General features: G+C 75.3%; 20 protein-coding genes. 17 read left to right on the forward strand and 3 right to left on the reverse strand.

The window, feature by feature from the left end:
* The first annotated feature begins 6 nt into the window (after positions 1-6).
* From GJV82_RS12445 to GJV82_RS12460, 4 genes are all read left to right on the forward strand, one after another.
* Positions 7-366, forward strand: coding sequence for a YraN family protein (locus GJV82_RS12445; protein ID WP_024840526.1), 360 nt, complete (start codon positions 7-9; stop codon positions 364-366).
* Positions 366-1,904: a YifB family Mg chelatase-like AAA ATPase gene (locus tag GJV82_RS12450; protein ID WP_024840527.1), complete on the forward strand. Its 1,539-nt coding sequence runs from the start codon at positions 366-368 to the stop codon at positions 1,902-1,904. Before GJV82_RS12445 ends, GJV82_RS12450 begins: the two co-directional genes overlap by 1 nt.
* Before the next feature lie 7 nt (positions 1,905-1,911).
* Positions 1,912-3,252 carry a DNA-processing protein DprA gene (dprA, locus tag GJV82_RS12455; RefSeq protein WP_318657594.1) on the forward strand — a complete coding sequence of 447 codons (1,341 nt, stop codon included), beginning with the start codon at positions 1,912-1,914 and terminating at the stop codon, positions 3,250-3,252.
* A 130-nt stretch (positions 3,253-3,382) separates the two neighbouring features.
* Positions 3,383-4,279 (forward strand): tyrosine recombinase XerC, encoded by an 897-nt coding sequence (locus tag GJV82_RS12460; RefSeq protein WP_155099466.1) that lies wholly within the window; start codon positions 3,383-3,385, stop codon positions 4,277-4,279.
* A gap of 161 nt (positions 4,280-4,440) precedes the next feature.
* Here GJV82_RS12460 and GJV82_RS12465 read toward each other — a convergent pair whose 3' ends face one another.
* Positions 4,441-5,010 carry a murein hydrolase activator EnvC family protein gene (locus tag GJV82_RS12465; RefSeq protein WP_318657595.1) on the reverse strand — a complete coding sequence of 190 codons (570 nt, stop codon included), beginning with the start codon at positions 5,008-5,010 and terminating at the stop codon, positions 4,441-4,443.
* A 445-nt stretch (positions 5,011-5,455) separates the two neighbouring features.
* Between GJV82_RS12465 and rpsB the strand changes: the two genes are divergently transcribed.
* From rpsB to GJV82_RS12525, 12 genes are all read left to right on the forward strand, one after another.
* Positions 5,456-6,439 (forward strand): 30S ribosomal protein S2, encoded by a 984-nt coding sequence (rpsB, locus tag GJV82_RS12470; protein ID WP_024840531.1) that lies wholly within the window; start codon positions 5,456-5,458, stop codon positions 6,437-6,439.
* Positions 6,440-6,573: 134 nt separating this feature from the next.
* Entirely contained in the window at positions 6,574-7,413 is an 840-nt protein-coding gene (gene tsf / locus GJV82_RS12475) for a translation elongation factor Ts (RefSeq protein ID WP_024840532.1), read from the forward strand.
* A 161-nt stretch (positions 7,414-7,574) separates the two neighbouring features.
* Positions 7,575-8,330 (forward strand): UMP kinase, encoded by a 756-nt coding sequence (gene pyrH, locus GJV82_RS12480; RefSeq protein ID WP_024840533.1) that lies wholly within the window; start codon positions 7,575-7,577, stop codon positions 8,328-8,330.
* Positions 8,331-8,384: 54 nt separating this feature from the next.
* Positions 8,385-8,942, forward strand: a complete 558-nt coding sequence (gene frr / locus GJV82_RS12485) for a ribosome recycling factor (RefSeq protein WP_024840534.1) — start codon at positions 8,385-8,387, stop codon at positions 8,940-8,942.
* A gap of 31 nt (positions 8,943-8,973) precedes the next feature.
* Positions 8,974-9,831: a phosphatidate cytidylyltransferase gene (locus GJV82_RS12490; RefSeq protein WP_024840535.1), complete on the forward strand. Its 858-nt coding sequence runs from the start codon at positions 8,974-8,976 to the stop codon at positions 9,829-9,831.
* Between the two features lie 104 nt (positions 9,832-9,935).
* Positions 9,936-11,027: a 23S rRNA (adenine(2503)-C(2))-methyltransferase RlmN gene (gene rlmN / locus GJV82_RS12495; RefSeq protein ID WP_216859235.1), complete on the forward strand. Its 1,092-nt coding sequence runs from the start codon at positions 9,936-9,938 to the stop codon at positions 11,025-11,027.
* Entirely contained in the window at positions 11,024-11,575 is a 552-nt protein-coding gene (locus GJV82_RS12500) for a DivIVA domain-containing protein (RefSeq protein ID WP_024840537.1), read from the forward strand. The genes rlmN and GJV82_RS12500 overlap by 4 nt, the downstream gene beginning before the upstream one ends.
* A 10-nt stretch (positions 11,576-11,585) precedes the next feature.
* Entirely contained in the window at positions 11,586-12,314 is a 729-nt protein-coding gene (locus GJV82_RS12505; RefSeq protein ID WP_318657596.1) for a class I SAM-dependent methyltransferase, read from the forward strand.
* A 71-nt stretch (positions 12,315-12,385) separates the two neighbouring features.
* On the forward strand, positions 12,386-13,585 hold the full coding sequence (gene dxr / locus GJV82_RS12510) for a 1-deoxy-D-xylulose-5-phosphate reductoisomerase (RefSeq protein ID WP_115943613.1): 1,200 nt from the start codon (positions 12,386-12,388) through the stop codon (positions 13,583-13,585).
* Positions 13,586-13,633: 48 nt separating this feature from the next.
* Positions 13,634-14,944 (forward strand): M50 family metallopeptidase, encoded by a 1,311-nt coding sequence (locus tag GJV82_RS12515; protein ID WP_155099452.1) that lies wholly within the window; start codon positions 13,634-13,636, stop codon positions 14,942-14,944.
* A gap of 167 nt (positions 14,945-15,111) precedes the next feature.
* The gene (gene ispG / locus GJV82_RS12520) at positions 15,112-16,251 is read left to right on the forward strand and encodes a flavodoxin-dependent (E)-4-hydroxy-3-methylbut-2-enyl-diphosphate synthase (protein ID WP_155099470.1); all 1,140 of its coding nucleotides are present in this window, start codon (positions 15,112-15,114) and stop codon (positions 16,249-16,251) included.
* Positions 16,252-16,258: 7 nt separating this feature from the next.
* Positions 16,259-17,209 (forward strand): GNAT family N-acetyltransferase, encoded by a 951-nt coding sequence (locus GJV82_RS12525; RefSeq protein WP_318657597.1) that lies wholly within the window; start codon positions 16,259-16,261, stop codon positions 17,207-17,209.
* Between the two features lie 21 nt (positions 17,210-17,230).
* Here the strand turns inward: GJV82_RS12525 and GJV82_RS12530 are convergent, their stop codons facing one another.
* Positions 17,231-18,154, reverse strand: a complete 924-nt coding sequence (locus tag GJV82_RS12530; RefSeq protein ID WP_155099453.1) for an Fpg/Nei family DNA glycosylase — start codon at positions 18,152-18,154, stop codon at positions 17,231-17,233.
* Between the two features lie 33 nt (positions 18,155-18,187).
* Between GJV82_RS12530 and GJV82_RS12535 the strand changes: the two genes are divergently transcribed.
* Entirely contained in the window at positions 18,188-20,062 is a 1,875-nt protein-coding gene (locus GJV82_RS12535; protein WP_115943614.1) for a proline--tRNA ligase, read from the forward strand.
* A gap of 148 nt (positions 20,063-20,210) precedes the next feature.
* Here the strand turns inward: GJV82_RS12535 and GJV82_RS12540 are convergent, their stop codons facing one another.
* Positions 20,211-21,296 carry a DUF4439 domain-containing protein gene (locus GJV82_RS12540; RefSeq protein ID WP_155099454.1) on the reverse strand — a complete coding sequence of 362 codons (1,086 nt, stop codon included), beginning with the start codon at positions 21,294-21,296 and terminating at the stop codon, positions 20,211-20,213.
* Positions 21,297-21,439: the final 143 nt, after the last annotated feature.

Here is a 21,439-nt window from a genome sequence, read left to right on the forward strand (position 1 = left end):
GAGCCCATGGGAGCGAACGACGCCGTCGGGCGGTACGGGGAGAGGGTGGCCGCGGCCCACCTGGTCGAGGCGGGCTGGACGCTGCTCGACCGCAACTGGCGCGGCACGCGCGGCGAGCTCGACGTCGTCGCGCTCGACGGCGACGTCCTCGTCGCCGTCGAGGTCAAGACCCGGCGCGGCACGGGGTTCGGGCACCCGGCCCAGGCCGTGACGCCCGCGAAGCTCGGGCGCCTGCGTCGGCTCACGGGTGAGTGGCTCGCGACGCACGACGTGCGCGCCCGCTCGGTCCGCATCGACGTCGTCGCGGTGCTCGTGGCCCGCGCGGGGGCGGCGCACGTCGAGCACCTCGTGGGGGTGAGCGCCTGATGGGGCTCGGCACCACGCGCGCCGTCGCTCTGGTCGGGCTCTCGGGTCACGTCGTCGAGGTGCAGGCGCACCTCGCGGCGTCGGTGCCCGGGTTCGTGCTCGTCGGGCTCCCCGACACCGCGCTCAGCGAGTCGCGCGACCGCGTGCGCGCGGCGGTCACCTCGTCCGGCATCCCCTGGCCGCAGCGCAAGATCACGATCAACCTCTCGCCCGCGGCGCTGCCGAAGTCCGGGACGGGCTTCGACGTCGCGATCGCCGTCGCGCTGCTCGCGGGGGCGCAGGTCGTCCCGGCCGGCGCGGTGGAGGACGTCGTGCACCTGGGCGAGCTGGGTCTCGACGGCCGCCTCCAGCCCGTGCGCGGCGTCCTGCCCGCGGTGGCCGCGGCCGTCGCGGCCGGGTTCCGGCACGTCGTCGTGCCGGAGGCCGACGTCGCGGAGGCCCGCCTCGTGCCGGGCGCGAGCGTGGCCGGCGCGGCGACGCTCGCGGACGTCGCACGGCTGCACGGGGCGACGATCGACGCCGCCGACGCACCGACGGCGCCCGTCACCGTGCCGCGGCCGTCCGGCGTGCGACCGCTCCCGGGCGACCTCGCGGACGTCGTGGGGCAGGACGAGGCGCGCCACGCGCTCGAGGTCGCGGCCGCGGGCGGGCACCACCTCCTGCTGGTGGGCGCGCCCGGGGCGGGCAAGACGATGCTCGCGTCACGCCTGCCGGGGATCCTCCCGGACCTCACCGAGAGCGAGGCGGTGGAGGTGACGTCCGTGCACTCCGTCGCGGGCGTGTTCGACCCCGGTACGGGACTCGTCCGCCGCCCGCCCTACGAGGACCCGCACCACACCGCGACGCCCGCGGCGATCGTCGGCGGGGGCAGCGGACTGCCCCGCCCGGGTGCCGCGTCGCGGGCGCACCGCGGCGTGCTCTTCCTCGACGAGGCGCCCGAGTTCGGCGCGCGCGTTCTGCAGACGCTGCGCCAGCCTCTCGAGCACGGCGAGCTCGTGATCCACCGGGCAGCCGGGACCGCGCGCTACCCCGCGCGCTTCCAGCTCGTCCTCGCAGCGAACCCGTGCCCGTGCGGCAAGGGCGTCGGCAAGGGGCTCGAGTGCACGTGCTCGCCCGTGGCGCAGCGCCGGTACTTCGGGCGGCTGTCCGGACCGCTCCTCGACCGCGTGGACGTCCAGGTCGAGGTCCGACCGGTCTCGCGCGTCGAGCGCGCGGTCTCCGACCGTCCGGAGTCCAGCGCGGTCGTCGCGCGGCGCGTGGCCGCTGCGCGCGAGGCGGCGGCCGAGCGTCTTCGGGGCACGCCGTGGCGGACCAACGCCGAGGTGCCCGGCACCTGGCTGCGCGAGCGGCTGGGCGCGGACCCCGCTCTTCTCACCGACGTGGACGCGGCGCTCGACCGGGGCACGCTGAGCCTGCGCGGTGCGGACCGGGTGCTCCGTCTCGCCTGGACCGTCGCCGACCTCGCCGGGCGCACCGCCCCGACCCGGGCCGACGTGGGGGCCGGGCTCGCGCTCCGCACCCGGGGCTACCGTGGCTGAGCGGCGCGTGACGCCCGCGGTCGCGGGGCCCCCGGTGTTCGACGTCGACGACCCACGGCTCGCGCGGGCCGCGTGGTCGCGCCTGGCGGAGCCGGGTGACGAGGTCGCCGTCGCGCTCGTCGACCAGCTCGGCCCCGGGCCCGCGCTCGCGTGGCTGTACGAGGCCGTACGGGACCCGGCGCAGGCTCGGCGTGCGCTCGTCGGGCTCGCGGAGGCGGGCGGTGCGGGGGCCGTCGCCGACGGCGAGGGCGCGGCACCGGACCCGCTCGCGGTCGACGGGGTGGTCGGCGCGCTGCCGGCGGACCGCGCGCCCGCGGGTGCCGACCGCGACGTGCGCAGCCGGGCCGTCGCCCGGCTGCTGCGCGCGGTCGCGCGCTGGGCGCCGCGGCTCGACGGGCTCGACCCACGGCGCGAGCTGCGGGTCCTCGAGCGGCTCGGCGGGGAGCTCCTCGTCCCGGGGGACGCGGGCTGGCCCGTGGGGCTCGACGACCTCGGCCCCGTGCGCCCGCTGGCGCTGTGGGTCCGGGGCAACCGCGACCTCGCTGCCCTGGCGGAGCGGTCGGTCGCGGTCGTGGGCGCCCGTGCGTGCACGGACTACGGGCGGCACGTGACCGGCGAGATCGCGGCGGGGCTCGCCGCACGGGGGTTCACGGTCGTCTCGGGCGGTGCGTACGGGATCGACGCCGCCGCGCACCGCGCCGCCGTCGTGTCCGGCGGCCCGACCGTCGCGTTCCTCGCCGGTGGCGTGGACCGGTTCTATCCGGCCGGGAACACCGAGCTGCTCCGGGAGGTCGTCGCGTCGGGCGGTGCGGTCGTCTCCGAGGTGCCGCCGGGCTCCGTGCCGAGCCGCGTGCGGTTCCTGCTGCGCAACCGACTGATCGCGGCGGTCGCGGGAGCGACGGTCGTCGTCGAGGCGGCGTGGCGCTCCGGGTCCCTGAGCACGGCGGTGCGCGCCGCCGAGCTCTCCCGCCCCGTGGGCGCCGTCCCGGGACCCGTCACGTCGATGGCGTCCGCCGGGTGCCACCGGCTCCTGCGCGACGGTGCCGCCGTGTGCGTGACCGACGCCGACGAGGTCGCCGAGCTCGCGGGCGTCCTGTCGCGGGACGCCGCGCCGTCCGCACCGGGGGACGCCCGCGGTGCACCTCGGCGGGCCGCGTACGACGGGCTGGACGACGTCGAGACCCGCGCGTGGGACGCGCTCCCGGTCCGGTCGGGCGTGCCGACCGAGGCCGTCGCGCGGTCGGCCGGGCTCGCGGTCGCGGACGCGGTCGGCGCGCTCGGGCGGCTCGAGATCCGCGGGCTCGCCGAGCGGACGCCCGGCGGGTGGCGGCGCGTGCGGACACCGTGAGCGGCCGTCGCCGGAGCGCCTCCGCCCCGGTGACGGCCGCCCGCGCCACACTGGGCGGGTGGCACGCAGCACCGCCGGCCGCGACGCCGGGTCCCCGACCGCCGAAGCCGCCGAGCCCCTCCCGGACGCGATGGGCGCGGCGCTCGCGGACTTCGCCGAGCACCTCGAGGTCGCGCAGGGGACGTCCGCGCACACCGTCCGCGCGTACACGGGCGACGTGGAGGCGCTGCTGCGGCACGCCGCGGGTCACGGCGCGACGGCGCCGGACGACGTCGACCTCGCGGCCCTGCGCGCGTGGCTCACGGAGCAGTCGGAGCGCGGGCTCGCGCGTGCGACGCTCGCCCGCCGCGGGGCCGCGGCGCGCGCGTTCTTCGACTGGGCGCGCCGCACCGGGCGCGTGCGCACCGACCCCGCCGTCCGGCTCGCGAGCCCGCGCGTGCCGCGGACGCTGCCGACCGTCCTCGCGGTCGACGCGGCGGGCGCGATGCTCGACGCGGCCCGGGACGCGGCGACGGGCGGCGAGCCCGCGCGACTGCGCACGTGGGCCGCCGCCGAGCTCCTGTACGGAGCCGGGATCCGCGTGGGCGAGCTCGCCGGCGTCGACGTGGACGACGTGGACCTCGCGCAGCGCGTCGTGCGCGTGCTGGGCAAGGGCGACAAGGAGCGCGTCGTGCCGTTCGGCGTGCCCGCCGCACGGGCGGTCACGCGGTGGCTGGACGTCGGGCGGCCGGCGCTCGCGACCGAGCGGTCGGGGCCCGCGCTGCTCGTCGGCGACCGCGGCGGCCGGTGGGGCCAGCGGCAGGTGCGCGAGGCCGTGCACCGCCTCGCCGCCGAGGCCGGCGTCGACGACGTCGCGCCGCACGACCTGCGGCACAGCGCCGCGACGCACCTCCTCGCGGGCGGCTCCGACCTGCGCAGCGTGCAGGAGATCCTCGGTCACTCCTCGCTCGCGACGACCCAGCGCTACACCCACGTCACCGCGGAACGGCTCCGTGCCTCGTTCGAGCAGGCGTTCCCCCGCGCCTGACGCCGGCGCGCCGGCTCCGTGGCGCTCGGTCACGACGGACGGTCGTCCCGGCGACAACCCGCTCGGGCACGTGCGTGATCTTGAGCAGCGCGCGCCACGTGTGGCTGAGGGTCGGGGAGACGGGCGACGGCCGGTCACGCGCCGGATCTGGTCCGGGCGCCTCAGGCGAGCGGCAGCAGGACGATCGGCGGGCGGTCGCCGAGCAGCGCGAGCGGGTCCACGTAGCGCTCGCCGCGCCGCACGCCCCAGTGCACGCACGCGTTCGCGCAGTGGCTCGCGACGGTGCCGTCGGCGACCTGCACCGTGCCGACGACGCCGCCGGACGCGACGCGCGTCCCGCGCGGCACGGTCGCCGTGACGGGCTCGAGCGACGTGCGCAGCCCGTCGTCGTGCGTCACCACGAGCACGTCGCGCCCGGCGACCGGACCGGCGAACGTCACGACGCCCGGCGCCGGCGACCGCACCGGCTCACCGGCCGCCGCGTCGAGATCGACGCCGCGGTGCCCGGGCAGCCAGTCGTGCTCCGGCGGGTCGAACGGTGCGATCACGCCGAGGTCGTCGAGCGACCGGTCGAGCGGAGGCACCCAGGCCCCGATCTCGGCGTGGGGCGCGGCGCCGGCGACGGGACCCGGCGCGGCGACGGCCGCGGGACCGAGCAGGGCGAGCGCCACGGCTGCGGCGGCGACGGCCGCGCGCGCGGGACGGACGGGGGCCGGGTGGTGAGGAGGCACCGGCCCAGGCTGCCGCAGCCCGGCCGTCGGGCGGGTGCGTGCGGGCGACGGCTGTGGACGGACGGTCCGCGCGTCGTCGGCCGACGGGCGGGGGAGGGCGGCTGTGGTCGCCGCTGCGGTCGGGTAGACTGGCCGCTGCGACCGGCGCGTTCGCCGTGCCCGGCCCGAGGTTCACACCTCGGCCGAGGACGGAGCCGGTCGACTTCGCGCGTCACGTCCTCGCCCCCTTTCCGGTCCTGCCGGTGCGGAGCGGGGCCGCGTCCGGCGTCGGTCCTGACCGTTCCACCCCTCGAGGGTGCGCGGCAGGCGTCGGCACGGGTGGCGCCAGGGGTGCGACCACCAGGGTCGTCACCGACAACCGCACCGCGGCCCGTCCTTGCGGAGGGGCCGCCAGAAGCGTGCGCGCACCGGGTGGATCCCGGGCCGCACGGTGAAAGGACGTGTCATGGCCGTCGTGACCATGCGCCAGCTCCTCGAGAGCGGTGTCCACTTCGGGCACCAGACCCGCCGTTGGAACCCGAAGATGAAGCGCTTCATCTTCACCGAGCGCAACGGCATCTACATCGTCGACCTCCAGCAGTCGCTGTCGTACATCGACCGCGCGTACGAGTTCGTCAAGGAGACCGTCGCGCACGGCGGCTCCATCCTCTTCGTCGGCACCAAGAAGCAGGCCCAGGAGCCCGTGGCCGAGCAGGCCGCGCGCGTCGGGATGCCCTACGTGAACCACCGCTGGCTCGGCGGCATGCTCACGAACTTCACCACGGTGCACAAGCGTCTCCAGCGCCTCAAGGAGCTCGAGGAGATCGACTTCGACGACGTCGCCGGCTCCGGTCTGACCAAGAAGGAGCTCCTCGTCCTGCGTCGCGAGAAGGACAAGCTCGCCCGCACGCTCGGCGGCATCCGCGACATGGCGAAGGTCCCCTCCGCCGTGTGGATCGTCGACACGAACAAGGAGCACCTCGCGGTCGACGAGGCGCGCAAGCTGGGCATCCCGATCGTCGCGATCCTCGACACCAACTGCGACCCCGACGTCGTGGACTACAAGATCCCGGGCAACGACGACGCCATCCGCTCGGTCACGCTGCTCACGCGCGTGATCGCGGACGCCGCCGCCGAGGGTCTGCTCCAGCGCCACTCCGGCCGCTCGGGCGCCGAGGCCGAGTCGGGCGCGTCCGCCGAGCCGCTGGCCGAGTGGGAGCGCGAGCTCCTCGCCGGTGCCGAGCAGCAGCTCGCGGCCGACGAGAAGGCCGCCGAGGCGAACGTCGAGGCCGCCGCGGCCGAGGGCGTGGCCGAGGCCGCTGCCGAGGTCGCCGCCGAGGAGCCCGGGGACGCCGCCGCCGAGGTCGTCGAGGAGGCCGCCGCCGAGGCTGCGGTCGTCGCCGACGCCGAGGCCGTCGTCGCCGACGCCGAGGCCGACGAGACCAAGTGACGCCCCGGGGTGCGCGGCGGGGGACCGCCGCGCACCCCGCGCCGTCCCACCGTCTCCGGGCACCGCAGCGGTGCCCCCACCAGCACGTCCCTTGTGACGACGTACCCGTGACGAACCACGAGTGAGGAACCACCATGGCGAACTACACCGCCGCTGACATCAAGGCCCTGCGCGAGCGCACCGGCGCCGGCATGCTCGACGTCAAGAAGGCTCTCGACGAGGCGGACGGCGACGCGGAGAAGGCGCTCGAGATCATCCGCGTCAAGGGTCTGAAGGGCGTCGCCAAGCGCGAGGGCCGCTCGACCTCCGAGGGCCTCGTCGCGGTCGACATCCGCGACACCGAGGGCGGCCAGGTCGCGACGCTCATCGAGCTCAACTCCGAGACGGACTTCGTCGCGAAGAACGAGACGTTCATCTCCCTCGCGGACCGCGTGCTCAAGGCCGCGGCCGACGCCGGTGCCCGCGACGCGGACGCGGCGCTCGCCGCGGACGCGGACGGCGAGACCGTCCAGGAGGTCATCGACAACCAGGCCGCGACGCTCGGCGAGAAGATCGTCCTGCGCCGCGTGACCCGCGTCGCGGGCGAGCGCGTCACCGCCTACCTGCACCGCACGGCGCGCGACCTGCCGCCGTCGATCGGCGTGGTCGTCGCGACCGACGCCGCGGGCGAGGCCGTCGCGAAGGACGTCGCGCAGCACGTCGCCGCGATGTCCCCGACGTACCTGTCGCGCGACGAGGTGCCGGCCGAGACGGTCGAGAACGAGCGCCGCATCGCCGAGGAGACCTCGCGCAACGAGGGCAAGCCCGAGGCCGCGCTCCCGAAGATCGTCGAGGGTCGCCTCAACGGCTTCTTCAAGGACGTCGTCCTCGTGGACCAGCCGCTCGCGAAGGACCCGAAGAAGACGGTCGGCCAGGTCGTCTCCGAGGCCGGCGGCACCATCACCGAGTTCGTGCGGTACCGCGTCGGCGCCTGACGCCTCCGTCGGCCCGGCCGCGTCGTCCCTCGACGACGGGGCCGGGCCGACCGCGCACCCGGGGGTGGCCCGGGCGCGCGACGACCGCCGTCGTGGCGCACCATCGGGTGGGCGACGTCGGAGCAGGATGACCGCCCCACCGGGCCCAGGACGAAGGACAGGTGTCGACAGTGACGGCAGGCGAGCAGACCACGCCCGAGACGGGTACCGCGCACCGGCGCGTGCTCCTCAAGCTCTCGGGCGAGACGTTCGGCGGCGGGCAGATCGGTCTCGCGCCCGACGTCGTCCAGCGCGTCGCCCGGGAGATCGCGGACGCGGTCGCCCAGGGCGTCCAGGTCGCCATCGTCGTCGGCGGCGGCAACTTCTTCCGCGGCGCGGAGCTCTCCCAGCGCGGCCTCGACCGCGCCCGTGCCGACTACATGGGCATGCTCGGCACGGTCATGAACTGCCTCGCGCTGCAGGACTTCCTGGAGCAGGCGGGGGTGAAGACGCGCGTGCAGACCGCCATCACGATGGGTCAGGTCGCCGAGCCGTACATCCCGCTGCGGGCGATCCGCCACCTCGAGAAGGGTCGCGTCGTGATCTTCGGCGCGGGCGCCGGGATGCCCTACTTCTCGACGGACACCGTCTCCGTGCAGCGCGCCCTCGAGACGCACTGCCAGGAGGTCCTCATGGGCAAGAACGGCGTCGACGGGGTCTACACCGCCGACCCGCGCACGGACCCGTCCGCCACGAAGCTCGACCACCTCACGTACACCGACGCCCTCGTCAACGACCTCGCGGTCATGGACGCGACGGCGCTGAGCCTGTGCCGCGACAACGACGTGCGCATGCGCGTGTTCGGCATGAACGAGCCGGGGAACGTCACGCGTGCCCTGGTCGGCGAGAATATTGGCACACTGGTCACGACCGACTGACGCCGGTTCGCCCGACGGACACGACCGACCACGACGAACGACGAAGGAGCACTGGTGATCGACGAGACCCTCCTCGAGGCCGAGGAGAAGATGGACAAGGCCGTCGAGGTGGCCAAGGAGGACTTCGCCGCGATCCGCACGGGCCGTGCGAACGCCGCGATGTTCAACAAGATCACGGTCGACTACTACGGCGCCCCGACGCCGCTGCAGCAGCTCGCGTCGTTCACGGTGACGGAGGCGCGCACGATCCTCGTCTCGCCGTTCGACAAGAGCTCGATCACGGCCGTCGAGAAGTCGCTGCGCGACTCGGACCTCGGCGTGAACCCCTCGAACGACGGCAACGTCATCCGCGTCGTGCTGCCCGCCCTCACCGAGGAGCGCCGTCGCGACTTCGTCAAGCTCGCGAAGGCGAAGGCCGAGGACTCGCGCGTCTCGATCCGCAACGTCCGCCGCCGGGCCAAGGAGGAGCTGGACCGCATCGCGCGCGACGGCGAGGCCGGCGAGGACGAGGTCGGTCGTGCGGAGAAGGAGCTCGAGGCCCTGACGAAGGCGCACGTCGAGCAGGTCGACGCGCTCCTCGCGGGCAAGGAGAGCGAGCTGCTCGAGGTCTGAGCGCCTCGTCGGCGACCTCTTCCACGCACCGATGACAGACACCTCCCCGACGGCCGCCGGCGACAGCACCTCCGCGGCGCGCGCCCCCAAGGCGGGCCGCAACCTCCCCGTGGCGATCGCGGTGGGCCTCGGCCTGCTCGCGCTCGTCGGCGCGAGCCTCGCGTTCCGGCCCGAGTTCTTCGTGCTGCTCGCGACCGTCGCCGTCGGGGCTGCGCTGTGGGAGCTGGCCCAGGCCTTCCGGCGGCGGGAGCTGCACCTGCCGCTCCTGCCGCTGCTCGTCGGCACGGTCGGCATCCTCGTGTCGTCGTACTACTCGGGGCCCGAGGCGCTGCTCGTGTCCTTCATGCTCACGGTCGCGGGCGCCGTGGTGTGGCGCGTGATCGACGGATCCGGCACGGCCGCGGTGCGCGACGCCGCGGCGGCCACGTTCGCCGCGGCCTACCTGCCGTTCATGGCGGGCTTCGTCATGCTCATGCTCGCCGCCCCGGACGGGCGCGTGCGCGTGCTGCTTTTCATCCTCCTCGCCGTCGCGAACGACGTCGGCGGGTACGTCGCGGGCGTGCTGTTCGGCCGGCACCCGCTCGCGCCCTCGGTGAGCCCCAAGAAGTCCTGGGAGGGTCTCGCGGGGTCGTTCGTCCTCGCGACTGCTGTCGGCGTCGTCGGCGCGGTCGTGGGCCTCGGCGCGAGCCCTCTCATCGGCGTGGCGCTCGGCGTCCTGGCCCCCCTGACGGCCACCGTGGGCGACCTCGCGGAGTCCATGATCAAGCGGGACCTAGAATTGAAGGACATGGGGTCGCTCCTGCCCGGCCACGGAGGCATCCTGGACCGGCTGGACTCCATGCTCCTCACCGCCCCGTTCGTGTACGTCCTGCTCGCGCTGGCCGTCTGATCTCCCGCGGGCGCCCTGTCCGCGACACCCCCCCACGCTTGGACCTCCTCATGACCGTCCGTTCCGTCCGCCCCTCCGCGGAGTCGAAGCCGCTCCCGCTCGTCATGTCCGCGCCGCGGCGCGGCAAGCCGCCGCGCCACTTCGCCGACCTCGCGCCCGAGGAGGTGCGGGACGCCGTCGTCGAGCTCGGCGAGAAGCCGTTCCGTGCCAAGCAGCTCGCGACGCACTACTACGCGCACCTCACGCGCGACCCCGAGGCGATGACGGATCTGCCGAAGGCGACGCGGGACCTGCTGGCGGAGGCGCTGTTCCCGCCGCTGCTCACCGCCGCGCGCCGCATGGAGGCCGACGGCGGCACGACCGTCAAGACGCTGTGGCACCTGTTCGACGGCGCCAAGGTCGAGTCGGTGCTCATGCGCTACCCGCAGCGCACGACCCTGTGCGTGTCGAGCCAGGCGGGCTGCGGCATGGCGTGCCCGTTCTGCGCGACCGGCCAGCTCGGCCTCACGCGCAACCTCTCCGTGGCGGAGATCGTCGAGCAGGTGCGCGCGGCGGCCCGCTCGCTCGCCGACGGTGAGATCCCCGGTGGCCCGGCGCGCCTGAACAACCTCGTGTTCATGGGCATGGGCGAGCCGCTCGCGAACTACAAGGCCGTCATGGGCACCGTGCGGCGCCTCGTCGCGCCGGCGCCGGACGGCCTGGGGATGTCCGCGCGCAACATCACCGTCTCGACGGTCGGCCTCGTCCCGGCGATGCGCAAGCTCGCCGACGAGGGCATCCCCGTGACGCTCGCGCTGTCGCTGCACGCCCCGGACGACGACCTGCGCGGCGAGCTCGTGCCGATCAACACGCGGTGGAGCGTCGACGAGGCGCTCGACGCGGCGCGGCACTACTTCGAGGTGACCGGGCGCCGCGTGAGCATCGAGTACGCGCTCATCAAGGACATGAACGACCACGCGTGGCGCGCGGACCTGCTCGGCGAGAAGCTCAACGCGCGCGGTCGCGGCTGGGTGCACGTCAACCCGATCCCGCTCAACCCCACCCCGGGCTCGATCTGGACGGCCAGCGACCCTGCCGTCGAGGCGGAGTTCGTGGCACGATTGCGCGGGCACGGGATCCCGACGACGATCCGTGACACCCGCGGCAGTGACATCGACGGCGCCTGCGGGCAGCTCGCTGCAGAGGAGGACGAGTGAGTTCGCTGTTCACCACGGTCTCGAGGACCCGGAACGGGTACGACCCCGAGGAGGTCGACGAGTTCTTCGAGCACGCGCGCGACGTGTACGAGGGTCGCGTGGCGGACCGTCTGACCAGCACCGACATCCAGGCGTCGGTCTTCGACCTGGTCCGCGGCGGGTACGACACGCACGAGGTCGACGCCGCGCTCGACCGTCTCGAGGGCGCGTTCATCGCGCGCCAGCGCGCCGAGTACGTGGCCGCGCACGGGCAGCAGGCGTGGATGAACGCGCTCGCCGAGCGGGCGCGCACGCTCTACGGCCGGCTCGGACGCCCGGACGGCGAGAAGTTCGCGCTCGCCGAGCGGGGCAAGCCCGCGTACGACATCGACGACGTCGACGACCTGTGCGACCGGCTCGTCGCCTACTTCGACCGGCAGGTGCCGATCACCGCGGCGGAGATCCGCTCCGCGACGTTCGGTCGCGCGCGTGGTCGCGACGGCTACGCGGAGGGCCCCGTCGACGCGTTCTTCGCCCGCGCGATCGAGGTGCTGCTCGGCGTCGAGTGACGGCCCGACCGTGACCCTCGACCCCCGGACGTCGTCGCACCGTCTCGTCCGGCGCGCCGCCGCGTGGCTGGCCGCGGTCAACGCCCGGCACCCGTGGGACCACAACGCGCACTTCCACCCCTGGGTCGTGCGCCGGGTGCCGCGCGGCGCGCGGGTCGTGCTCGACGTCGGGTGCGGCGCGGGCGCGCTCGTCGGCGCGCTGCGCAGGCGTGCGGCCGAGGTGCACGGCGTCGACGCGGACCCGGGCATGGTCGCCGCCGCGACGGCGCGGCTCGCCGGCGACCCGCACGTGACGGTGCGGCTGGCGAGGTTCGACGACGTCCGGGGACCGGGCGACGTCCGCGCGCCCGAGCCCGGGCGCGCCTCGCCCGACGCGTACGACGCGGTGACGATGGTCGCCGTCCTGCACCACCTCGAGCTCGAGCCGGCGCTCCGGCACGCCCGGGACCTCCTCGCCCCGGGCGGCCGGCTGCTCGTCGTCGGCCTGGCGCGGGTCCGGACCGGTCGCGACCTCGCGGTCGACCTCGTCTCGGCCGTTCTCAGCCCTCTCGTCGGCCTCGTCCGTCACCCGCGGCGTGCCCGCCCGGGCGAGACCGTGCCGTGGACGCGCGGCATGCCGGTGCGCGACCCGGAGCACTCGGTCGACGAGATCGCGCGCGTCGCGCGCGCGGTCCTGCCCGGCGCGCGCCTGCGGCGCCGGCTCTTCTTCCGCTGGACGCTCGCGTGGACGGCGCGCTGACCGGCGTGCTGACCGACGCTCGGGCGGCCGGGACGTCCGCGCGCGCCCCGAGGTCCTGGGAGGATGGGCCCATGCCCGACTCCACCCCGCGCAGCACTTCCCGCACCGTGACGATCCTCGGCTCGACGGGCTCGATCGGCACCCAGGCGATCGACGTCGTCCGCCGGCACCCGGACCGGTTCCGCGTCGACGCGCTCTCCGCGGGGGGCGGCGACGTGGACCTGCTGGCACGTCAGGCCGTCGAGACGGGCGCGCGCGCCGTCGGCGTGGCGGACCCGGCCCGGGCCGACGCCCTCGTCGCGGCCCTGGCCGCCGCGTCCGCGGGCGGCGACGTCCCCGAGGTGCTCGCCGGTCCGGACGCGGCCGCCGACCTCGCGGGCCGGGGGAGCGACGTCGTGCTCAACGGCGTCACGGGGTCCGTCGGCCTCGGCCCGACGCTCGCGGCCCTGCGCGCCGGCTCGACGCTCGCGCTCGCGAACAAGGAGTCGCTCGTGGCCGGGGGCGCGCTCGTGCGCGCCGCGCAGCAGCGCCCCGACCAGATCGTGCCCGTGGACTCCGAGCACTCGGCGATCGCCCAGTGCCTGCGGTCCGGCACGCGCGCGGAGGTGCGACGGCTGATCCTCACCGCGTCGGGCGGCCCGTTCCGCGGCTGGGACGCCGACGCCGTGAAGTCCGCGACCGTCGACCAGGCCCTCGCGCACCCCACGTGGGCGATGGGCCCGGTCGTCACGGTGAACTCCGCGAGCCTCATGAACAAGGGCCTCGAGCTCATCGAGGCGCACCTGCTGTTCGACGTCCCGGCCGACGACATCACGGTCGTCGTGCACCCGCAGTCCGTGGTGCACTCCATGGTCGAGTTCGTCGACGGCTCCACGATCGCGCAGGCGTCGCCGCCGGACATGCGCCTGCCCATCGCCCTCGGCCTCTCGTGGCCCGACCGGCTCGACCCCGTGACCCCGCCGTGCGACTGGTCGGCGGCCACGTCGTGGACGTTCGAGCCGCTCGACGACGCGGCGTTCCCGGCCGTGGGGCTCGCGCGGGCGGCCGTCGCGGCGAGCGCGACGCACCCCGCCGTGTACAACGCGGCGAACGAGGAGGCCGTCGCCGCGTTCCTCAGCGGACGCGCAGGTTTCGGTGACATCGTGGCGACCGTGGACCGCGTGCTCGCGGCGCACGACGGAACCCCCGCGGACGCCGTGACGTTGGACCACGTGGCGGACGCCGAGGCGTGGGCGCGCGCCCGCGCGAACGAGCTGCTGGACCGCCGCTGAGCGCGGTCGGGCGGCGACCGACGACGAGAACGACCGAGTGAGGACCGTATGGCTTGGGTGATCGGCATCGCCGTCTTCGTGGTGGGCCTGGTGGTCTCCATCGGCCTGCACGAGATCGGCCACATGGTGCCCGCGAAGCGGTTCGGCGTCCGGGTGAGCCAGTACATGGTCGGGTTCGGCCCGACGCTGTGGTCTCGCACGAAGGGCGAGACGGAGTACGGCCTCAAGGCGGTCCCGCTCGGCGGCTACGTGCGGCTCGTCGGCATGTACCCGCCCGCACCGGCCGGAGCGCGTCCACGACGGAACGGCTTCTTCTCGCAGGTCGTCGCCGACGCGCGGGACGCGAGCACGGAGGAGATCCGCCCCGGCGAGGAGCACCGGGCGTTCTACAACCTCTCCGCGCCCAAGAAGGTCGTCGTCATGCTCGGCGGCCCCGTCATGAACCTCCTCGTCGCCGTGGTGCTCACGCTCGTCGTCGCCGTGGGCATCGGCGTGCCGACGGTGACGACGACGGTCGGCAACGTCACGCCGTGCGTCCCCCCGGCCGTCACGGCGGAGCAGAGCGAGTGCGGCGCGACCGACCCGCAGTCGCCGGCGGCCGCCGCCGGCCTCGAGGCGGGCGACACGATCGTCGCGTTCGACGGCGTCCCGGTCGACTCGTGGGACGAGCTGTCGGGGGCGATCCAGGGGGCCGCCGACGAGACCGTGCCCGTCGTGGTGGAGCGCGACGGGCAGCGGGTCGAGCTCACCATGACGCCGGTCCCCGTCGAGCGGCAGGTGGTCGCGGCGGACGGCACCCTCGTGGTCGACGACGTGGGCGAGCCCGTCACGGAGCCCGCGGGGTACGTCGGGTTCACGCCGACCGCGGAGCGCCGGTCGGCCGGCGTCGGCCCCGCGCTCGAGCTGACGTGGCAGCAGGTCAGCGGCACCGTCGGCATCATCGCGACCCTCCCCGTCAAGGTCGCCGACGCCGCGTCCGCCGCGTTCGGCGGGGGCGAGCGGGACCCGAACGGCGTCGTGAGCATCGTCGGGGTCGGGCAGATCGCCGTCGCGATCGCCGACAGCGACAACGCCGTGGTGACGCAGGTCGCGGGGTTCCTCTCGCTGCTCGCCGCGCTCAACGTCGCGCTCTTCGTGTTCAACCTCATCCCGCTCCTGCCGCTCGACGGCGGGCACGTGGTGAACGCGCTCTACGAGGGGGCCAAGCGCACCGTCGCCCGGGTGCGGGGGCTCCCGCGCCCGGGTCCCGCGGACGTCGCCCGGATGATGCCGGTCGCGTACGTGATGTTCTTCGTCCTGCTCGGGGTCGGGGCGGTGCTCATCCTCGCCGACGTCCTGAACCCGATACGGCTCACCTAGCGCCGCCGACCGCCGTCGGCGTGCGCGCGCCCGGCGTCTCGCGCGTGGAGGGTCCGCGAAGATGCGCCGGACCCGGCGGGAAGGTGACGTCCCGGACACCCCCGACGTGCGGCGTCGGACGCCCGGCGGGGGATACTAGGGGCGTGAGCGTACCCATCAACCTCGGAATGCCTGCCGCCCCTCCGCCGGTCCTCGCGCCGCGACGTGCCAGTCGCAAGATCAAGGTCGGCAAGGTCGAGGTCGGCGGCGACGCACCGATCAGCGTCCAGTCCATGACGACGACCCCGACGACGGACATCAACGCGACGCTCCAGCAGATCGCGGAGCTCACCGCGTCGGGCTGCGACATCGTGCGCGTGGCCGTGCCGAGCGCGGACGACGCGCTCGCGCTGCCGGCGATCGCGAAGAAGTCGCAGATCCCCGTCATCGCGGACATCCACTTCCAGCCCAAGTACGTGTTCGCCGCGATCGACGCGGGCTGCGCCGCGGTGCGCGTGAACCCGGGCAACATCCGCAAGTTCGACGACCAGGTCAAGGAGATCGCCAAGGCCGCCTCCGACGCCGGTGTGTCGCTGCGCATCGGCGTCAACGCCGGCTCGCTCGACCCGCGCCTGCTCGCGAAGTACGGCAAGGCGACGCCCGAGGCGCTCGTCGAGTCGGCCGTGTGGGAGGCGTCGCTCTTCGAGGAGCACGACTTCCACGACTTCAAGATCTCGGTCAAGCACAACGACCCGGTCGTCATGGTGCGCGCGTACGAGCTGCTCGCCCAGGCGGGCGACTGGCCGCTGCACCTCGGCGTGACCGAGGCGGGCCCGGCGTTCCAGGGCACGATCAAGTCCGCGACGGCGTTCGGAGCGCTGCTGAGCAAGGGCATCGGCGACACGATCCGCGTCTCCCTCTCGGCCCCGCCGGTCGAGGAGGTCAAGGTCGGCAACCAGATCCTCCAGGCGCTCAACCTGCGCCCGCGCAAGCTCGAGATCGTCTCGTGCCCCTCGTGCGGCCGCGCCCAGGTGGACGTCTACACGCTCGCGGAGAAGGTCACCGCCGGCCTGGAGGGCATGGAGGTGCCGCTGCGCGTCGCCGTCATGGGCTGCGTCGTCAACGGCCCGGGCGAGGCCCGCGAGGCCGACCTCGGCGTCGCGTCGGGCAACGGCAAGGGCCAGATCTTCGTCAAGGGCGAGGTCGTCAAGACGGTGCCCGAGTCGCTGATCGTCGAGACGCTCATCGAGGAGGCGCTGCGCATCGCGGAGACCATGACGCCGGAGAACGACGCCCAGGCCGGACCCCCGGTCGTCACGGTCGGCTGACGTCCCCGTGGCCCGCTGGCGTCCGTCCGTCCCGGCGTTGCGGCCACGGGCGCGCACCGGGCTCGACGCGCGGGCGCGCGTCCTCCTCGACGCGGACGTCCCGGAGGCGCTCGCGGTGTGCGCGGGCGACCCGGTCGCGTCGACGCTCGCGGCGGCACGGCTCGTCGTCGCCCAGCGTGCGGGCCTGCACGCCGCGGGCGGCCAGGCGTGGGGCTTCCCCGCGGCCGGGCCGCTCGAGGCCGTGTGCTGGGCGGGCGCGAACCTCGTCCCCGTGGTGCCCCGGACCCTCGACGCGTCACGCGCCGACGCGGCGGTCACGGCGTTCGCCGAGCTCGCGCGCCACGCGGGGCGGCGCTCGTCCTCGGTCGTGGGGGAGCGGGACGCGGTGCTCGCGCTGTGGGACCTGCTCGCCCCGCACTGGCCGAGCCCGCGCGAGATCCGCGCGAACCAGCCGTCGCTCGCGATCGACCGCGAGCCGGACGTCGCGCCGGACCCGGGCGTGCGCCGCTCCGTCCCGGCGGAGGTGCCGATCGTGCTCCCGGCGTGCGTGGCGATGTTCACCGAGGAGGTCGGCTACTCGCCCGTCGAGGGCGGAGGGCGCGCGTACGAGGAGCGCGTGCGCTCGCTCGTGCTCGCCGGCCGCTCGTTCGTCCGGACGGCGGGGGAGCGCGAGGGCGCGCCGCACGTCGTGTTCAAGGCAGAGCTCGGCGCGGTGACGCCGCTCGTCGCGCAGGTGCAGGGCGTGTGGGTCGACCCGCGGTACCGCGGCCAGGGCCTCGCGGCGCCCGGGATGGCCGCCGTCGTGCGGCTCGCGCGCGAGGTGCACGGCGACGGCGCGGCCGGGCACCGCCCGGCCGTCGTCTCGCTCTACGTCAACGACTACAACACGCGCGCGCTCGCCACGTACCGGCGGGTCGGGTTCGAGCAGGTCGGCACGTACGCGACCGTGCTGTTCTGAGTCCGGCGCCCGGCCCCGGCCTCACTTGAGCAGGCGCGACATCCGGCGGTCGGCGAGGACCTGCCCGCCCGTCTGGCACGTCGCGCAGTACTGCAGGCTGCGGTCGGCGAAGCTCACCTCGCGCACCGTGTCCCCGCACACGGGGCACGGCAGCCCCGTGCGTCCGTGCACGCGCATCCCCGCGCGCTTGGCGTCCTTGAGCTCGGCGGCCGGCTTGCCCGACGACGCCGCGACCGCCTCGGCGAGCACCTCGCCCACGGCGGCGTGCACGCGCGCGACCTCGTCGGGCGTGAACGAGCGCGTCAGCTTGAACGGGCTCGTCCGGGCCGCGTGGAGGATCTCGTCGGAGTAGGCGTTGCCGATCCCCGCGATCGACGACTGGTCGCGCAGCAGCCCCTTGACCTGCTGGTTGCGCGCCGCCATGAGCGCGCCGAGGGCCTCGGGCGTGAAGGCCGGGTCGAGCGGCTCGATCCCCAGCGTCTCGACGGCCCGCACCTCCTCGGGCCGACGCACCACGTGGACGGCGAGACGCTTGCGCGTCCCCGCCTCGGTGAGGTCGAAGCCCGACCCGTCGTCGAACCGCACGCGCAGCGCGAGCACCGCGGCCTTGCCGCCGCCGCCCCCGCCGAGACGCGGGCGCACCGGCGTCGTCGGGGCTTTCTCCGACCAGCGCAGCCACCCGGCCCGGGCGAGGTGGAACACGAGGTGGAGCTCGGCGTCGGGCGCCGTGGTCGCCGGGCCGCCCGGAGGCTGCGCGAGCACCAGGTCGAGCCACTTGCCGTGCCGTCGCGCCCCCACGACGACCCGGCCGATGAGCGCCGTCACCGGCGGGTCGAACGTCTTGAGCGCGGCGATCTGCGCGACGTCCGCGGTGACGACGGTGCGGCCGGTCGCGCGGTCGTCGAGGAACCGGACGAGGGCCTCGACCTCGGGCAGCTCGGGCATGGGGACATCCTCCCCGCCGGTAGGGTGGGGCGCATGTCTTCCGTCACGTCCGGCGCGCCCGCCGCGGGCTCCACCCGTGTCCGGGGCGCCGACCTCCTGCGCCTGTCCACCCTGTTCGTCCGGACGCTGCGCGAGGACCCGGCCGACGCCGAGGTCGCGAGCCACAAGCTCCTCGTGCGGGCGGGCTACATCCGTCGTGCCGCCCCCGGCATCTACACCTGGCTCCCGCTCGGCCTGCGCGTGCTGCGCAAGGTCGAGGACGTGGTCCGCGAGGAGATGGCGGCCGCGGGCGCGCAGGAGGTGCACTTCCCGGCGCTGCTGCCCAAGGAGCCGTACGAGGCGACGGGCCGCTGGACGGAGTACGGACCCAACATCTTCCGGCTCAAGGACCGCAAGGAGGCCGACTACCTCCTCGCGCCCACGCACGAGGAGATGTTCACGCTCCTCGTCAAGGACCTGTACTCGTCGTACAAGGACCTGCCGCTGACGATCTACCAGATCCAGACCAAGTACCGCGACGAGGCGCGCCCGCGCGCGGGCCTCATCCGCGGCCGCGAGTTCGTCATGAAGGACGCCTACTCGTTCGACACGACGGACGAGGGCCTCGAGCGCTCGTACGAGGCGCAGCGCGCGGCGTACCGGCGCATCTTCGACCGGCTCGGTCTCGAGTACGTGATCGTCGCCGCGACGTCCGGCGCCATGGGCGGCTCGCGCTCGGAGGAGTTCCTCACCCCGACCGCGATCGGCGAGGACACGTTCGTGCGCTCGCCGGGCGGGTACGCGGCGAACGTCGAGGCGGTCGTCACGCCCGTCCCCGAGGACGTCGACTACGCCGACGCCCCGGCCGCGCACGTCGAGGACACGCCCGACACCCCGACGATCGAGTCGCTCGTCGCGCTCGCGAACGCGCGCTTCCCGCGCCCCGACCGCGCGTGGACGGCGGCGGACACGCTGAAGAACGTCGTGCTCGCGCTCACGCACCCCGACGGCCGCCGCGAGGTCGTCGTCGTCGGGCTGCCCGGCGACCGCGAGGTGGACCTCAAGCGCGTCGGCGCGGCGTTCGAGCCCGCCGAGGTCGAGCCCGCCACGGACGCCGACTTCGCCGCGCACCCCGAGCTCGTCAAGGGCTACATCGGCCCGCAGGTCCTCGGCCCGAACGCGCGCCGCGAGGCCCCCGCGGACGCGACCGTCGCCGAGGGCGAGGTGCCCGAGCGGCACTCGGTGCGCTACCTCCTCGACCCGCGCGTCGTCGCGGGCACGCGCTGGATCACCGGAGCGAACGAGCCCGGCAAGCACGTGTTCGACCTCGTGGCCGAGCGGGACTTCGCCGCCGACGGCACCGTCGAGGCCGCCGAGGTGCGCGCGGGCGACCCCGCGCCCGACGGGTCGGGCCCGCTCGAGCTCGCGCGAGGCATCGAGATCGGCCACATCTTCGCGCTCGGGCGCAAGTACGCCCAGGCGCTCGGCCTCACCGTGCTCGACGAGAACGGCAAGCAGGTCGTCGTGACCATGGGCTCGTACGGCATCGGCGTCACGCGCGTGCTCGCGGCGCTCGCGGAGGCCAACCACGACGACGCCGGGCTCGCGTGGCCCGCGCACGTCGCGCCGGCGCACGTGCACGTGCTCGCCACGGGCAAGGACGCGAGCGTGTTCGAGGAGGCCGAGCGCCTCGCGACCGAGCTCACGGCCCGGGGCGTCGAGGTCGTCTACGACGACCGTCCCAAGGTCTCGCCCGGCGTGAAGTTCAAGGACGCCGAGCTGCTCGGCGTGCCGCTCCTGCTCGTCGTGGGCCGCGGCCTCGCCGACGGCGTCGTCGAGGTCCGCCCGCGCGCGGGCGAGTCGGTCCAGGTGCCCGTCGCGGACGCCGTCGAGCACGTCGCGGCCCGCGTGGCCGAGCTGCTCGGCTGACGCGCCGTGCGGGGGGACCGGTGCGCCGGTCCTCGCGCGCCGCGGCGTCACCCACATCGCGTCACCCTCGTGGCGTCACCTTGGTGGCATCACCCGTGTCGGCGTCGGCGTCGTCGTGGTGTCGGTCCTGCGGCGGCACCTGCGGGCGTCAGCCCGCGGCCCGCTCCGGGAGCCCGGGGAACGCGACGGGCTCGGCGCCCCACGCGACCGCGCTCGCCCACGTCTCCGCGAGGAGCGCGACCGCGGCGGACCGTGACGACGCGGCGGCGGTGGCGACGAGGCTCGCGTACGCCTGCGCGAGGTCGGACTCGACCTGACGCGCGAGCGCGGCGGCGTCCTGGTCGTCGGGGAGCGCGTAGGCGACGCGCCGCGGGTCCTGCGCGGTCCCGTCGGTGCCCGCGACCACCGCCCACGCCTGGGCGCGCGCCCGGTGCTCGGCCGCGCGCGCGACGGCGGCGGTGCGCACGTCCCCGTCGGTCTGGGCCGCGCGCACCTCGTAGCCGTACCCGGCGGCGTCCTCGCTCTCGACGAGCGTCGCGAGGTCCGCGGCGCCGACCCCCGCCGGCGCGTCCTCGACGACGGGCGCGGGCGGGACCGCGGCGTCCGGGACGGTCGAGCCGGTGACCGCGGCGAGCCGCTGCGCCGTGAGGTGCTCGGACGCGGCGACGGACGCGAGGAGGCGCGCGAGCCCGGCGTCGGGCACGACGTCGGCCGAGGCGCCGGCGCGCTGCGCGGCGTCGACGAGCGCCGCGACCACGTCGTCGGTCGCGACGTCGCCTGTCGTGACGCCATCGGTCGCGGCCTCCTCCGGCGCGGGCTCGTCCGGTGCGCCGTCCGCACCCACCGACGCGCCGTCGTCGGGGTCGAGGAGGTCGCCCAGGCCCGAGTCGTAGACGCCGCCGAGCGCGTCGGCGTGCTGCGTCGCGAACGTGGACGCCTGCTCGAGCACCTCCAGGGCCGCCGGGTCGGTGACGAGCGGCGTGACGTCCGCCACGAGACCGGCGACCGCGAGCGCGTCGTCCACGGCGCCCGCGCGCGCCGTCTCGACCGCGTCGGGGGAGGGCTCGGCGGGCGGCGGCGTCTCGAGGCGGACGCCGCACCCGGCCGCCAGGACGCTCGTCGCGAGGACCGCCGCGAGCACCGGCACGACGGCGTGCGCCCGGCGGCTCGTGCGGGCCGCGCGGGGCCGTCGGGGCCGTGCCGCGGCGTCGTCCGGGGTCGCGTGGGGAGTCATCGGGGGCGATGATGTCACGTTCGGGGCCTGCGAGTCGTTAGGCTGGTCCCCGGTCGAACGTCCCGGCGAGCGGATCGCCGGGAGAACCGCGACAACAACACACCGGTCGTCTGGGTACCCGGCGTGGGACACGGACAGGAGCT

Origin of the sequence: Cellulosimicrobium composti, assembly GCF_009711085.1 — a bacterium.
Classification (GTDB): domain Bacteria; phylum Actinomycetota; class Actinomycetes; order Actinomycetales; family Cellulomonadaceae; genus Cellulosimicrobium; species Cellulosimicrobium composti.

Bases quoted from the DNA above. Each gene is read 5' to 3' on its own strand.
- GJV82_RS12445 (WP_024840526.1), top strand. From the start codon at position 7: ATGGGAGCGAACGACGCCGTCGGGCGGTACGGGGAGAGGGTGGCCGCG.
- GJV82_RS12450 (WP_024840527.1), top strand. From the start codon at position 366: ATGGGGCTCGGCACCACGCGCGCCGTCGCTCTGGTCGGGCTCTCGGGT.
- GJV82_RS12460 (WP_155099466.1), top strand. From the start codon at position 3,383: ATGGGCGCGGCGCTCGCGGACTTCGCCGAGCACCTCGAGGTCGCGCAG.
- rpsB (WP_024840531.1), top strand. From the start codon at position 5,456: ATGGCCGTCGTGACCATGCGCCAGCTCCTCGAGAGCGGTGTCCACTTC.
- tsf (WP_024840532.1), top strand. From the start codon at position 6,574: ATGGCGAACTACACCGCCGCTGACATCAAGGCCCTGCGCGAGCGCACC.
- GJV82_RS12490 (WP_024840535.1), top strand. From the start codon at position 8,974: ATGACAGACACCTCCCCGACGGCCGCCGGCGACAGCACCTCCGCGGCG.
- rlmN (WP_216859235.1), top strand. From the start codon at position 9,936: ATGTCCGCGCCGCGGCGCGGCAAGCCGCCGCGCCACTTCGCCGACCTC.
- dxr (WP_115943613.1), top strand. From the start codon at position 12,386: ATGCCCGACTCCACCCCGCGCAGCACTTCCCGCACCGTGACGATCCTC.
- GJV82_RS12515 (WP_155099452.1), top strand. From the start codon at position 13,634: ATGGCTTGGGTGATCGGCATCGCCGTCTTCGTGGTGGGCCTGGTGGTC.
- ispG (WP_155099470.1), top strand. From the start codon at position 15,112: ATGCCTGCCGCCCCTCCGCCGGTCCTCGCGCCGCGACGTGCCAGTCGC.
- GJV82_RS12530 (WP_155099453.1), bottom strand. From the start codon at position 18,154: ATGCCCGAGCTGCCCGAGGTCGAGGCCCTCGTCCGGTTCCTCGACGAC.
- GJV82_RS12535 (WP_115943614.1), top strand. From the start codon at position 18,188: ATGTCTTCCGTCACGTCCGGCGCGCCCGCCGCGGGCTCCACCCGTGTC.
- GJV82_RS12540 (WP_155099454.1), bottom strand. From the start codon at position 21,296: ATGACTCCCCACGCGACCCCGGACGACGCCGCGGCACGGCCCCGACGG.